12 protein-coding genes are annotated in these 11,937 nt (G+C 65.7%); 6 read left to right on the top strand and 6 right to left on the bottom strand.

All coding sequences use genetic code 11. The features are described from left to right. Nucleotides 1-42: 42 nt before the first annotated feature. A complete protein-coding gene (locus IC50_RS16410; protein WP_035706613.1) occupies nucleotides 43-990 on the bottom strand; it encodes a TAXI family TRAP transporter solute-binding subunit in 948 nt (315 codons plus the stop codon). Between the two features lie 269 nt (nucleotides 991-1,259). Then, nucleotides 1,260-1,739, bottom strand: a complete 480-nt coding sequence (locus tag IC50_RS16405; protein WP_035706629.1) for a hypothetical protein — start codon at nucleotides 1,737-1,739, stop codon at nucleotides 1,260-1,262. 192 nt (nucleotides 1,740-1,931) lie between these two features. On the opposite strand from IC50_RS16405, the gene IC50_RS16400 reads away from it, so the two are divergent. After that, entirely contained in the window at nucleotides 1,932-2,237 is a 306-nt protein-coding gene (locus IC50_RS16400) for a hypothetical protein (protein ID WP_035706610.1), read from the top strand. 190 nt (nucleotides 2,238-2,427) lie between these two features. On the opposite strand, the gene IC50_RS16395 is transcribed toward IC50_RS16400, so the two are convergent. Together IC50_RS16395 and IC50_RS16390 are read right to left on the bottom strand one after the other, a co-directional pair. Next, nucleotides 2,428-3,639 carry a hypothetical protein gene (locus IC50_RS16395; protein WP_035706608.1) on the bottom strand — a complete coding sequence of 404 codons (1,212 nt, stop codon included), beginning with the start codon at nucleotides 3,637-3,639 and terminating at the stop codon, nucleotides 2,428-2,430. 71 nt (nucleotides 3,640-3,710) lie between these two features. Continuing rightward, nucleotides 3,711-4,334 carry an NUDIX hydrolase gene (locus IC50_RS16390; protein ID WP_035706605.1) on the bottom strand — a complete coding sequence of 208 codons (624 nt, stop codon included), beginning with the start codon at nucleotides 4,332-4,334 and terminating at the stop codon, nucleotides 3,711-3,713. A 71-nt stretch (nucleotides 4,335-4,405) separates the two neighbouring features. Between IC50_RS16390 and IC50_RS16385 the strand changes: the two genes are divergently transcribed. The 4 genes from IC50_RS16385 to IC50_RS16370 all read left to right on the top strand — a co-directional run bounded on the left by IC50_RS16385 (nucleotide 4,406) and on the right by IC50_RS16370 (nucleotide 8,189). Next, the gene (locus IC50_RS16385) at nucleotides 4,406-4,831 is read left to right on the top strand and encodes a PaaI family thioesterase (protein ID WP_035706626.1); all 426 of its coding nucleotides are present in this window, start codon (nucleotides 4,406-4,408) and stop codon (nucleotides 4,829-4,831) included. A gap of 244 nt (nucleotides 4,832-5,075) precedes the next feature. Then, nucleotides 5,076-6,086 (top strand): aldo/keto reductase, encoded by a 1,011-nt coding sequence (locus tag IC50_RS16380; protein WP_035706625.1) that lies wholly within the window; start codon nucleotides 5,076-5,078, stop codon nucleotides 6,084-6,086. Between the two features lie 15 nt (nucleotides 6,087-6,101). Further along, complete coding sequence (locus IC50_RS16375) at nucleotides 6,102-7,415, top strand: tetratricopeptide repeat protein (RefSeq protein ID WP_035706602.1); 1,314 nt, start codon at nucleotides 6,102-6,104, stop codon at nucleotides 7,413-7,415. A gap of 198 nt (nucleotides 7,416-7,613) precedes the next feature. Next, nucleotides 7,614-8,189 (top strand): hypothetical protein, encoded by a 576-nt coding sequence (locus tag IC50_RS16370; protein WP_035706599.1) that lies wholly within the window; start codon nucleotides 7,614-7,616, stop codon nucleotides 8,187-8,189. Nucleotides 8,190-8,198: 9 nt separating this feature from the next. Here the strand turns inward: IC50_RS16370 and IC50_RS16365 are convergent, their stop codons facing one another. Both IC50_RS16365 and IC50_RS16360 read right to left on the bottom strand, forming a co-directional pair. After that, complete coding sequence (locus IC50_RS16365) at nucleotides 8,199-9,776, bottom strand: oleate hydratase (protein ID WP_081492453.1); 1,578 nt, start codon at nucleotides 9,774-9,776, stop codon at nucleotides 8,199-8,201. Between the two features lie 76 nt (nucleotides 9,777-9,852). Next, complete coding sequence (locus IC50_RS16360) at nucleotides 9,853-11,679, bottom strand: AMP-dependent synthetase/ligase (protein ID WP_035706616.1); 1,827 nt, start codon at nucleotides 11,677-11,679, stop codon at nucleotides 9,853-9,855. A gap of 110 nt (nucleotides 11,680-11,789) precedes the next feature. Here IC50_RS16360 and IC50_RS40225 point away from each other — a divergent pair. Further along, nucleotides 11,790-11,937: DUF3088 family protein (locus IC50_RS40225; protein ID WP_035706596.1), on the top strand; the 148-nt coding region annotated here is incomplete at its 3' end.

Genomic DNA, 11,937 nt, shown 5'->3' with positions numbered 1-11,937 from the left:
GCCCGGGACAAGCCCGGGCATGACGTCGGTGGATGGGGCTGACTACTTGATCAGCCCTTTTTCCTTGTAATAGCGGATCGCGCCGGGGTGCAGCGGAACCGGGCTGCCGGCGGCCGCGGTCTCCAGCTTGATCTCCTTGCCGGCCGCGTGCGCGTTGGCGAGTTCCGGCAGCGACTCGTAGACCAGCTTGGTCATCTGATAGGCGAGATCGTCCGACACGGCGGAGCTCGTGACGAGATAGTTGATCACGGCCGCCGTCGGCACGTCCTTGTCCTGGCCGGTATAGGTGTTGGCCGGGATGATCGCGGAGACGAAGGGCGGGCCGATCTTGTCGACCGTCTCCTTCGGCACCGACACCACCGTGATCGGGCTCGAGGTCGACAGGTCCTTCAGCGAGGCTACGCCAAGCCCGGCCGATTGCAGCGTGGCGTTGAGCTGCCGATTCTTCATGAGATCGACGGATTCGGCGAACGGCAGATACTCGACCTTGCCGAGATCCTTGTAGCTCATGCCGGCGGCGCTGAGGATCGCGCGCGAATTCAGCTCGGTGCCCGACTTCGGGGCGCCGACGGACAGGCTCTTGCCCTCGAGGTCCGCAAGCGTCTTGATGCCGCTGTCGGCGGTGGCGACGATCTGGATGTAGTTCGGATAGATCGCGCCGATGGTCCTGAGCTTGTCGAGCTTGGTCTTGAAGCCCGCCTCCTCCTCGCCATTCCAGGCGGCCTTGAGCGAATCGCCCAGCGTGAACGCCAGCTCGCCGCGGCCCTGCTGCAGCAGGATCAAATTCTCGACCGACGCCTTGGTGGCCTGCACCTGCGTCTTCACGTTCGGAATCTTGTCGCCGTAGATCTTCCCGATTGCGACCCCGAGCGGATAGTAGACGCCCGAGGTGCCGCCGGTCAGCACGTTGATGAAGGATTGCGCCTGCGCGCAAGGTGCCGACGCAGCCAGAGCAAGAGCCGCGGCCACGCCAAAAATCGTCCGTTTCATGGTTGTTGTACTCCCCAAACCGGCGGCGAAATTGGCCGGATGAGGGGTGCGGGTCAACCCATCCAAAAGGCAAAACAGGACTGCGGCAAACGGCCGATCCGGGTCGATTATCGGGGAACTTGGCGGCTGCGGCGACGTGGCGCAGCGGGGACCGAGTTGCGTTGGGTGCGATGGTTGGAGCGGCTTGCTCGGTCACCTCTTCCGCTCGCGGGAGAGGTCGGCGCGTCCGGGCGATGCGCAGCATCGTCCCGCGCGCCGGGTGAGAGCCCTCACTGGAACGACATGTCCAGGCACTTGGAGATGTCGGAGCCGAGGCCGGAGGAGATGATGATGCAGCCACGCACCTTCTGCGCGGTGACGTCGGCGGCCCAGACCGAATAGCCGCCGGGACCGAAGAACGAGTTGGTGTTCGGCGGCTCGGTCTCGGTGGCGTCGAAGTCGTAATGTCCGTCGGTCTCGAAGACGCGCGGCTTCTTGGTGCAGCCGCCGTCGGTCTGGACGTTGATGACTTCCTTGTTGTCGCGAGTCAGCGCCAGGGAGACCTGGCAGCGGAAATATTCCGAGGTCTTGGTGTTGAAGAGATAGGTGTAGGACTTGCAGGTCGCCGTGTTCAGCTTGCCCGGGGCGAGGCCGCGGCTGCACGAAATGCGCTGGTTGTGGCTGAGCTGGTACTCATCGGCCCGGGCGGCCGGCGCCAGCGCCGTCAGTGACACTACAGCAGCCCAGCAAAGCTTGATCACATGGCGCATCCGAATCATCCCTGCCAATCATTTGTCGAATTGCGTTCTAGACGGAAAGCGGAACATAGTCGCGAGGGGACGAAGGGAAAATCACAAGCTGCTGGGCAAGACGTGATGCGCTGCGGCGCTTTCGCAAATTGACCCGGACATATCGTTCGTGATTTGTTCAAGTTTGCAATGTCCCGACCGTGGGAGGATGGGATGACGGCATTTTCAATCAAGACATTTGCGATCGCAATGGCGCTCGGCGCCTTTGCCGCGCCCGCATCGGCGCAGACCGCGGCAACGCCGTGGGAGCTCAAATCCGACATGGGCTACGCCTATGACAAGGACGGCAAGACCTTTTCCTACAAGATGGGCACCAGCAATGCCGGCGAGCTGCTGAAGGGCGCCAAGAAGGTGCCGAAGGGCACACTGTTCTTCATCGGACACAACGGCCAGCTCTACATGCGCAGCGGCTCGTATCTGGAGAGCGACGGCAAGTTCAAGTTCGGGCCGGATCAGTAGGGGCGCGGGCTGGCGGCCGACAGCGCCGCATCGCACCCGGTGTCATCGTCCGCCTTGTGCGCAATTGCGCACTGGGGCGGACGATCCAGTATTCCAGAGGCCGTGGTGATTGAATGGAGAGGCCGCGGCGTACTGGATGCCCCGGTCAAGCCGGGGCATGACAGCGGAGGATGGGGCGGGACGACATCGTCTAAAACGCCCCCGCCAGCTCCCTTGCGCCGGCTTTACCACTGTTCGAGTTCATGCGCTCGTCCGTCACGGCGAGCAGCTTCGCCACCGTGTTGTGGCGGATCGCGACCGGGTTGCGCTCATAGCCGCCGCGCTGGAAGAAATTCGAGGTCGGCACCTGCTCGCGCATCGCCTGCGGCATCGTCACCATGTCGAGCCCGGTGCCGTCGCCGGTGAGGTTCATCATCTCGAGCTCGGCGGCGGTGAGCGGACGGCTGTAGCCCTTGGCGCGGGCGAACAGCACCGAGGTCAGCAGCTTGTGGGTCTGCAGCATCGGCCCGATGTCGACGTCGAGCACCATCGCATGCATGGCCCAGCCCTGCGGAGTGTTGCCGATCTTCTCGTGCTCCGACCAGGTGTCCGGCACCGACTTCGCATGCGCCACCATCTTCCTGAGCACGGCGAGCTTGTGCTCGAGCGCCCGGCGCGCCGGCCCCGAGGTCCGCGCCACCTTGTCGGAGAGCGCGCGAATGAATTCGTGGCCCTGCTCGGCCAGCAGCTCGACGCTGTTGGTGGTCAGCAGTTGGTTGTAGCCCATCGCGGTCGAGATCGCGCGCTTGCCGCCATGCTCGATGCCCGCCTGCACGTCGTAGCTGCCGGTGCCGCCGGTCTCGAACGAATAGACCCGCACCGCCTGCTCGCGCGTCAGCCCCGAGGCGAGCGCGTAGCGCGCATAGGCGCGCTTGAACTCGACCTCGCTGGTCGGGCGCTGCGGCGTGAACTGATAGAGCTCCTGCGCCGCACGCAGCAGATCGGCGACCACCGGAATGGGCTTTCGGGACGGGCGCTCCGGCGTTTCCTCCGGCTCCGGGTTCACCGGGCGCTTCGGTCCGGTATAGAGCGGCGGATGCTCCAGCACGTAATCGTCGAGCGTGACCTGCTGCCCATTGCGCCGCTTGGCATTGCGCGTCTTCCGCTTCTCGTAGATCTGGCTCCAATAGGCGCCGGCCTCGGCATCGAAAGCCGCGCGCGCGGCCTGATATTCCGCGAGCTTGCGGCGATATTCGAGCACGGCCGGCGAGGCACCTTGCGCGAAAAACTGCGACAGCAGCTGGGCGTTGGCATTGCGAACGGCCGCGGGCAGCGTGTCGGCCTCGCCGCCGCGCGCAGCGGGTGAGATCAGGACAAGCGCGATTGGAACCAGCGCAAGGTTGTTTCGAATCGATCGATGCATGCTGCCCTCTTAGCAGGCATCCGGTAACCGTCACGTTAACGCGCCGTTTACCTCTTTTTTTAGCTCTTGCGTCACTTCCAGGCGAACACCGGTTGTTCCAGGTCGGTGACGCGGGTGTGCCGCCCCGCCAGCACCTCGCGAAACTGGTAGATCAGCGCCGCCGTCGGCGCGTGGATCAGGCTCATCCGGTGATGGAAGCGGATCACGCGCCGCGCGCTTTCGGGAATCGCAACGAAGTCGAAGGCGTCCTCGCGCTCGATCGTCGCCAGCGCGATATGATGGACGGAAGCGACCTCCTCCGGGTTCGGCCGGATCGCAGCGCTGCCCGCGGCCCAGACCACGACCGGCGTGATCAGATAGCCGGAACGCGTCGGATAATCGTCGAGCGTGCCGAGCACATCCGCATTCGTGAGGCGAAGGCCGAGCTCCTCGTCGAGCTCGCGCAACGCGGCTTCGACCGGCGTCTCGCCGGCATCGCAGCGGCCGCCCGGCAACGCCCATTGACCGCGATGGGCGCGCAGATGTGATGCGCGCAGCGTGAGCAGCAGCGCGGTGTCGTCGCCCTCGCTCGCGGTCAACGCAACCGCGACCGCGGCGCGTTTCAGCCCCGCCCGCGCATCATCCTCCGGCAGGCGCGTGAAGGCTGCGCAGGCATCCGCGATATTCCGTCGTGTGGCATCGTCGAACCGTCTCATGATGCTTGACTACACCACGTCCGGCCTCGAAGAAATGAGCTCGCAAGGCCCGCGCAGGAATGGACGACGACATGACCACCAAGGCCGCCGCAAGGCTGAAATCAGACGGCTGGAGCATCCTGGAGACCACGGGCTTCCTGCACCTGATCGGCCCCTTGTGGGAACGCAAGGTCGACGGCCATTACGAGTTCGCCCTCGCCACCGAGGACAAGCATCACAATCGTCGCGGCATGGTCCAGGGCGGCGTGATGATGACCTTTGCCGACCGCACCTGCGGCATGACCGCCCGCTACGTCTCCGGCAAGGAATACATGGCGACGGTGCAGCTCGACACTCATTTCGTGGAGGCCGGCCAGATCGGCGACATCCTGATCTCCCGTCCCCGCGTGGTGCGCTCGACGCGCAGCCTGATCTTCATGAGCACGGAGGTGACTGTGGATGGCCGCTGCATCGTGATGGCGAATGGCGTGTTCAAGATCCTGAAGGGGCCGGGGTAGGTGTGCGGTCAGGTAGTTCCCGCTCTCGCTAAACACTCCGCTGTCGCCGCCCGGCTTGACCGGGCGACCCAGTACGCCGCTGCTTCTCAGATCTATCACTGCGGCCTCTGGAATACTGGATCGCCCGATCAAGTCGTGCGATGACACCGAGCAAGCGGACACATCTCAGGATTGCTTCGCTGCGCTCGCAATGACGGGATGGGATGGCTATGCTGCCATCCAACGAGATCTCGAGGACCCGCCCATGCAATATCGTCAGCTCGGCCGCAGCGGCCTGAAAGTGTCGCCGATCTGTCTCGGCACCATGATGTTCGGCGGTCCCACGGATGAAGCCGCATCGAAGCGGATCATCGCCAAGGCACGCGATGCCGGGATCAACTTCATCGACACGGCGGATGCCTATTCGAAGGGGGCCTCCGAAGAGGTGGTCGGCCGTGCCATTGCCAGCAACCGTAGCGCCTGGGTGCTTGCGACGAAGCTCGCCAACCCCATGGGCGACGATCCCAATCGCGGCGGGCTGTCGCGGCGCTGGGTGCTGCAGGCGGCGGACGAGAGCTTGAAGCGGCTCGGCACCGACCACATCGACATCTACTATCTGCACAAGGAAGATCACGCCACACCTCTGGAAGAGACGGTGCGCGCGATGGGCGACCTGATCCGCGCGGGCAAGGTGCGCTATTTCGGCGTCTCGAACTACCGCGCCTGGCGCGTCGCCGAGATCTGCAACATCTGCGACCGGCTCGGCATCGACCGACCCGCAGTGAGCCAGCCCTACTACAACGCCATGAACCGCATGCCGGAGGTCGAGCACTTCCCGGCCTGTTCCTATTACGGCCTCGGCATCGTGCCCTATAGTCCCTTGGCGCGCGGCGTGCTCACCGGCAAGTACAAGCCCGATGCAGCCCCCGACAAGGAGACCCGCGCCGGCCGCAACGACACCCGCATGATGCAGACCGAGTGGCGGCCGGAATCGCTTCGCCTCGCGCAGGAGATCAAGGCGCACGCAGAGAGGAAGGGCATCACCGCCGGCCAGTTCGCGGTCGCCTGGGTGCTCAATTCCGCCTTCGTCTCGTCGGTGATCGCCGGCCCCCGCACCGAGGAGCAATGGGACGGCTACATCGGCGCGCTCGACTATCACTTCACCGCGGAGGACGAGGTGCTGATCGACAGCCTGGTCGTTCCGGGCCATCCTTCGACGCCGGGCTACAACGATCCCGCCTATCCGATCGAGGGCCGCCGCGCGCGGACGGCGTGAACTTCGGAGACGACGATGGCGCATCAAGACCGCTACGGGCTGCCGCTCTCCACCACCTCGCACGAGGCGGCATCCGCCTATCGCGAGGGCATCGACCTCATGCTCGCGGGCTGGACCGGCACGGCGGAGACGCTGGAGCGCGCGATTGCGGCCGACCCGGATTTCGCGCTGGCTCACATCGCCCGCGCCCGCGTGCACGCCTTCTACCAGCAGGGCGATCTCGCCCGAGGCAAGGCGGCGCTCGCGCGCGAGCTCGCCGCAAAGCGCGGCACCGAGCGCGAGCGCTCGCATGTCGAGACGCTGGCGCTCGCGATCGAGGGCCGGCTGCTAGAAGCGATCGCATCGACGCTGAAGCACATCGAGAGCTGGCCGCGCGACGCCGTCGTGCTGTCGCTGCCGCTCGGCGCGTTCGGCCTGTTCGCATTCTCCGGCATGGCCGACCACGATCGCGCCCGGCACGAGCTCTGCCAGCGCGTCGCGCCGCACTACGGCGAGGACTGGTGGTTCCTCACCATGTCCGGCTGGGCGATGACCGAGAATGGCGACGTCGCGCGCGGCCGCGCCGTCACCGAGCGTGGCTTCAATCTGCGCCGGGCGAACGCCCACGCCGCGCACGCGGTGCTGCATGCGATGTTCGAGGATGGATCGATCGACGCGGCCGATCGTCTCGTCGACGACTGGATCCCGACTTACGACCGCGCCGGAATCCTGCACGGCCACATCCGCTGGCATCAGGCGCTCGGCGCGCTCGAGCACGGTGATGCCGCTCGGGCGCTTGCGATCTACGCCGACGTGCTTCAGCCCGACGCGACGCAGGCGCCGCCGCTCAACGTCATCACCGACGCCGCCTCGCTGCTCTGGCGCCTGTCGGCTTACGGCCATGCCGTGCCGAAGGCGCTGTGGCTCGAGGCCGACGCCGCCGCGCAAAAGCTGTTTCCGAAATCGAGCCTGTCCTTTGCCGACGTCCACATGGCGCTGTTCGCAGCCGCGACGCAAAACCGCGAGGCCCTCGCCACGCGCCTTGCAGCGATCGAGCAGCGGCTCGCCGACGGCAAGCTCCCGGCCGGCCCCGTGGTGCCGGCGATCTTCCGGGCGCTCGCGGCTTTCGCCGATGAGGATTACGCTGCCTGCGTGCAAATGCTCGCGCCGGTCCTCAGCGAGGTCGTGCGGATCGGCGGCAGCCACGCGCAGCGCGAATTGATCGAGGACACCTGTATCGTCGCGCTCATGCGCAGCGGCGAGTTCCCCCGCGCCCGCGCCCTGCTCGACGCCCGCCTGCACCGCCGGCCCTCCCTGCGCGATAGGCGCTGGCAGGCGGCGACAGGCTAGCTCTGCCACGAAAAAAACACCGGCCTGGCGGCAAATGCCGGCCACGACAGGTTGGGCGAATTGGACAAATCGTCGTTGGGGTGGCGGGTGGTATTCCAGTCGGGTCTTGCAGAGCAAACGGGATCGCAACCAATTGACGGTTCAATGGTTGTTGGTCGGAACCTTTCTGCCTCAGCCCCTCGGCATAGGAGCCTGACGATGCGCTTCTGCCGCCCAGCCCTCGCCGTCTCGATCATCGCGCTGGCAAGTCCTTGTTTTGCCGAGACTTCCAAGCCCATCCCGGTCAACAATCCGCCGGCGCAGAACGCCTTTATCGACCTCCTGGCGCTGATGTCCGGCCACTGCAAGACGCTCAAGGTCGCCGGGCGCACCTTCACGTGCAAGACGGTGGCCTACGCCCATGGTGACAGGGGCCGGGTCAATTTCGCGGTCGCGGTCGACAATCCGTCCGATGACAGCCACGTCGTGTCGTTCTCCGGCGAGAACGGCAAGCGCGCCGACGACAATTCCTACGAGCTGCCGATCGACCGCATGCTGCTCAATTCCAAGGACCGCCCCAAGGTCGACGGCCTGCCGGTGCCGGCCGAGCAGACCTCCACCGGTGTCTGCCGCCAGACCGGCAATTTCGCCGCCAGGAAGGTGAACGACGTCACCTGCTCGGCGACCGACAATCAGGGCCGGAAATACGAGCTCCTGTTCGTCTCCGACGGCACGCCGGTCAGCGTGCGCCGCATCCGCCAGTCGGCGCCGTCGATCCAGGACCCGTTCAAGTAGCTCCATCCATCACGCGAACGCCTTCTCCAGCGTCGCGAAGATGACCGCGAGCGACTTGTCGTGCCGCGTCACCGGCGGCACCGGGCGATCGATCTTCATGAGCCGATAGACCGCCATCTGTGCCGCGCGCACCGAATATTCGACGGTGAACACGACGTCTTCAGGAATTTCGACGAACTGGCTGACGAAGGCGAGATTGACGGAATTTTCGGGCACCGGCAGCGGCCGGTCGGCCAGATTGCGCGGCATGAACATGCTGGTGATGTAGGGCATGCGGCAGGGAATGCAGATCGCATCCTCGAACAGGACGGGATCGAAGTTCAGGTGACCGCAGAGCTCCTTCAGGATCTCCGCGCCGCCGCAATCGGACATCGGCTTGCCGACGAAATTGCCGACGCGGTCGGGATGCAGCGCATAGCCCCAGAACACCTGCACGTTCTTCGGCTGCCCCGTGAAATGCGGCTGGTGATAGAGCACGACCGACATCAGCCAGTTGGAATCCTTGAACGTAACGAGCCCACCGGTGCCGGCCCTGTTGCCGGAGAACGCCTCCATTTGGTCGAAGAACCGTGGATCGCGGCAGGTGACGGTGAACGACAACCAATAGGATTCGGGAATCGAATTGTTGAAGGTCGACGGGTTGCCGAATTCGGGGCGCCCTTTCGCGATCGTCTCCCATAGCGCCCAGCCCTGACTATCAGCCTTGGTCAGACGCGGCGGCGGCTCTGTCATCGAGCCCAGGCTGGAGGCGTCCGTCATCGAGCCGTTCTGGAAGAAGACGATATCGTCGTCCTCGAGCCGGACGTTGGCCGTGCGGCTGTCGCGGTCGAGCGTGAGCTGGCGCACGCGCAAGCGCGCGCCCTCGGCCTCGATCGCCATGTCGATGACGCGCGTGTCGCGCACGAACTGCACGCCCTGGCGCTTCAGCCAGTCGGTGAGCGGCCGCACGATCGCGTCATACTGATTGTAGACGGTGCGCTTGACGCCGCCGAGCGTCTCGATGCGCGGGAATTCGCTCATGAAGCGGTGCAGATAGCGCTTCAGCTCGACCGCGCTGTGCCAGGGCTGGAAGGCGAAGGTGGTCTGCCACATGTACCAGAAATTGGACTCGAAAAATCCGGGCGACAGCCAGTCGGTGATGCGGCTATTGCCGAGCGTCTCCTCCGAGGCCTCGGTGAGCCGCAGCAGTTCGAGCCGATCGCGCGCGGAGAAGCCCATGTGCGAGACGTCGACCTTGAAGCGGTTGCGGTCGACCAGGCGCGCACGGGAATGCGCCGGGTTCTCTTCATTGAAAGCGACCGTCTCGTCGCGCACGCTGAGGCCGGGACGTTCGAGCGAGGGAATGCTCGAGAGCAGATCCCAGGTGCATTCGTAATGGTCGGTGCTGAGCATGCGCCCGCCGCGCAGCGAATACGCGCCGTTCGCGAGCTGCGCGCCGTCGAGGCTGCCGCCGACCAGCGGCTGCGCTTCGTAGATCACGATGTCGCGCCCCGGCAGCTGCGCATCGCGAACCAGGAACGCCGCGCCCGCGAGCGAACCAATGCCACTGCCGATGAAATACGCCTTCATGACCTGCCTCGACTGCATTTCGAATGTGGCAGCCACATTGCATCGGGCGGCAGCGGCCGAAGTTGCGCTGGATCAAGGGCGACGCGAGGCGAAATCACGTCGACGTTATCCCGACCGGCTTCCTGGCGTAGATCTGCTCGATCTCGGCGGCGAAACGGCGCTCGAGCGCGGGACGCTTGTTCTTCAACGTCGGCGTGAGCAGGCCACTGGCAATGGTCCACGGCTCCAGCGTCCACCATACCGCGCGCGGTGTCGCGTAGGACGGATAGGCCTTCACGGCGGCCGCTATTCTGGCCAGCAGCGCGGCCCGTTCCGCCCCGGCGCCTTGCTTGCCGCTCGCCGCGAGCCGTTCCTTCTCCTGGGCCCAGGCTCTTGCATTCAGCACGACCAACGCGGCGAGGAACGGCCGCTGTTCGCCGATCACGAAGGCCTGCTCGAACAAGGGATCGGCGAGAATCGCGGTCTCCAGATCCACCGGCGCGATCTTCTCGCCGGTTGAAGTGACCAGGATGTCCTTGATGCGACCGGTGATGGTGATCCGCCCGCTCTCGATGCGGGCCTGATCGCCGGTGTGCAGCCAACCGTCGGCCTCCTTGACCCTGCGCGTCTCCTCCGGCTTGTGCCAGTAGCCGAGCATCACGCTGGGGCCGCGCACCAGCAACTCGTTGTTCTCTCCGAGCTTGACCTCGATGCCGTCGAGAACGCGGCCGACGGAGGACGGATCGTTGTCGTCGGGCGTATTGACGGAAACGACCGGCGAGGTCTCGGTCATGCCGTAACCCTGAAGAATGTCGAGCCCGAGCGCGAGAAACAGGCGGATGACCGGCTCGGCGATCGGAGCGCCGCCGGAGACCGCAACGCGCAGGCGTCCGCCGAACTGGGCCAGCACCTTGTCGGCGACGAAACGCTTCAGGAGCGGCCAGGCGAGCCGGTCGAACAGCGCCGTCGAGCCTCGCCCCTGCCGCGCGTCGAAGCGCCGGCCCCCGACGGCAAGCGCAAGATCGAGCAGCGCGCGTTCTGCGCCACCGGCCGCCGCGCGATGTTGCATGATCAGAGCGTGGATGCGCTCATAGATCCGGGGCACGGAGACCAGCACCGTCGGCCGTACCATTTTCAGGTCTTCCCCCAGCTGCGACACCGAGCGCGCATAGGCGACGCAGGCGCCCACCGCGATCGGATAATAGTAGCCGCCGGTACGCTCGAAGGTGTGCGAGAGCGGCAGGAAGGACAGGAAGACGTCGTTGGGCACGGCGGCGATGCGCCGCGCAACGGCCTTCACGTTGGCAACGACGTTGTCATGCGACAGCATTACGCCCTTGGGCCGGCCGGTCGTGCCCGAGGTGTAGACGATGGCGGCAAGATCGCCCGGCTCGACCGGGACGTCAGCCAGCGGCGCGCTTGCGCCGTGGGATTCTGCGAGCCAGCGGTCGAGCGGGACGATACGGGCATCGGCGGCATTAGGCCCCGCCGCATCCGCGCAGACGATGCGCTTGAGATGATCGAGCGGCTGGCCCGTGGCGGTGATCGCCTGCCAGCGCGACAGCGTATCCACGAACAGCAGCAGCGCACCGGAATCGGCGAGGATGTAGGCGATGCTGTCGGGGTTGTCGACGGCATGCATCGGCACCGGAACGAGGCCACGCGACAGCGCCGCCTGGTCCATCGCGACATGCGCAATGCCGTTCGGCATCAGGATGGCGACGCGCTCGCCTGGTGAAAAACCCTCCGCAGCCAGCGCCCGCCGCCAGCGATCGAATTCCGCATCGATTTCCTGCCAGGACCGGCTGACCCAGCGCGCGGCCGCGCCGTCGAAATGGCGATAGGCCTCCGCCGCCGGTGTCGCCTTGACGCGCCAGCGCAGGAGCTCCGGTAGCGTCCTGATCTCGGCAAGCCCATCCGGTTGACTCGTCGGCTCCGGCATGGCGTTCTCTCGCATCCCATCGATTCCCAATCATTTGGTGGCTCGACACTAGGCCGGCCAGTTCCCGCCGCTTTGATCCTCAGCAAGGCGGCCATGCTTCGGAGCGACCCATGACGCGCGACCGCCTGCTGCTGCTGCGCCCCGGCTTCGAGGACCCGGCCTTTCCGGGGCGCCTGTTCTATTGCTGGCATTGCGCGCTGATCGAGGGCGTGCTGGCCTCGTTTCCGCAGCTGGCCGCAAAGCTCGACGTCGAGCGCG

It is taken from the genome of Bradyrhizobium genomosp. I (2014), from assembly GCF_000261685.1.
Classification (GTDB): Bacteria; Pseudomonadota; Alphaproteobacteria; order Rhizobiales; family Xanthobacteraceae; genus Bradyrhizobium.
This window is presented reverse-complemented; position numbering and strand designations above follow the sequence as displayed.

What these genes read in the sequence shown, in the direction of transcription:
- IC50_RS16400 (WP_035706610.1), top strand. Translation starts at nt 1,932, where the DNA reads ATGACGGCATTTTCAATCAAGACATTTGCGATCGCAATGGCGCTCGGC.
- IC50_RS16360 (WP_035706616.1), bottom strand. Translation starts at nt 11,679, where the DNA reads ATGCCGGAGCCGACGAGTCAACCGGATGGGCTTGCCGAGATCAGGACG.
- IC50_RS16410 (WP_035706613.1), bottom strand. Translation starts at nt 990, where the DNA reads ATGAAACGGACGATTTTTGGCGTGGCCGCGGCTCTTGCTCTGGCTGCG.
- IC50_RS16405 (WP_035706629.1), bottom strand. Translation starts at nt 1,739, where the DNA reads ATGCGCCATGTGATCAAGCTTTGCTGGGCTGCTGTAGTGTCACTGACG.
- IC50_RS16375 (WP_035706602.1), top strand. Translation starts at nt 6,102, where the DNA reads ATGGCGCATCAAGACCGCTACGGGCTGCCGCTCTCCACCACCTCGCAC.
- IC50_RS16365 (WP_081492453.1), bottom strand. Translation starts at nt 9,776, where the DNA reads ATGCAGTCGAGGCAGGTCATGAAGGCGTATTTCATCGGCAGTGGCATT.
- IC50_RS16390 (WP_035706605.1), bottom strand. Translation starts at nt 4,334, where the DNA reads ATGAGACGGTTCGACGATGCCACACGACGGAATATCGCGGATGCCTGC.
- IC50_RS16380 (WP_035706625.1), top strand. Translation starts at nt 5,076, where the DNA reads ATGCAATATCGTCAGCTCGGCCGCAGCGGCCTGAAAGTGTCGCCGATC.
- IC50_RS16395 (WP_035706608.1), bottom strand. Translation starts at nt 3,639, where the DNA reads ATGCATCGATCGATTCGAAACAACCTTGCGCTGGTTCCAATCGCGCTT.
- IC50_RS16385 (WP_035706626.1), top strand. Translation starts at nt 4,406, where the DNA reads ATGACCACCAAGGCCGCCGCAAGGCTGAAATCAGACGGCTGGAGCATC.
- IC50_RS16370 (WP_035706599.1), top strand. Translation starts at nt 7,614, where the DNA reads ATGCGCTTCTGCCGCCCAGCCCTCGCCGTCTCGATCATCGCGCTGGCA.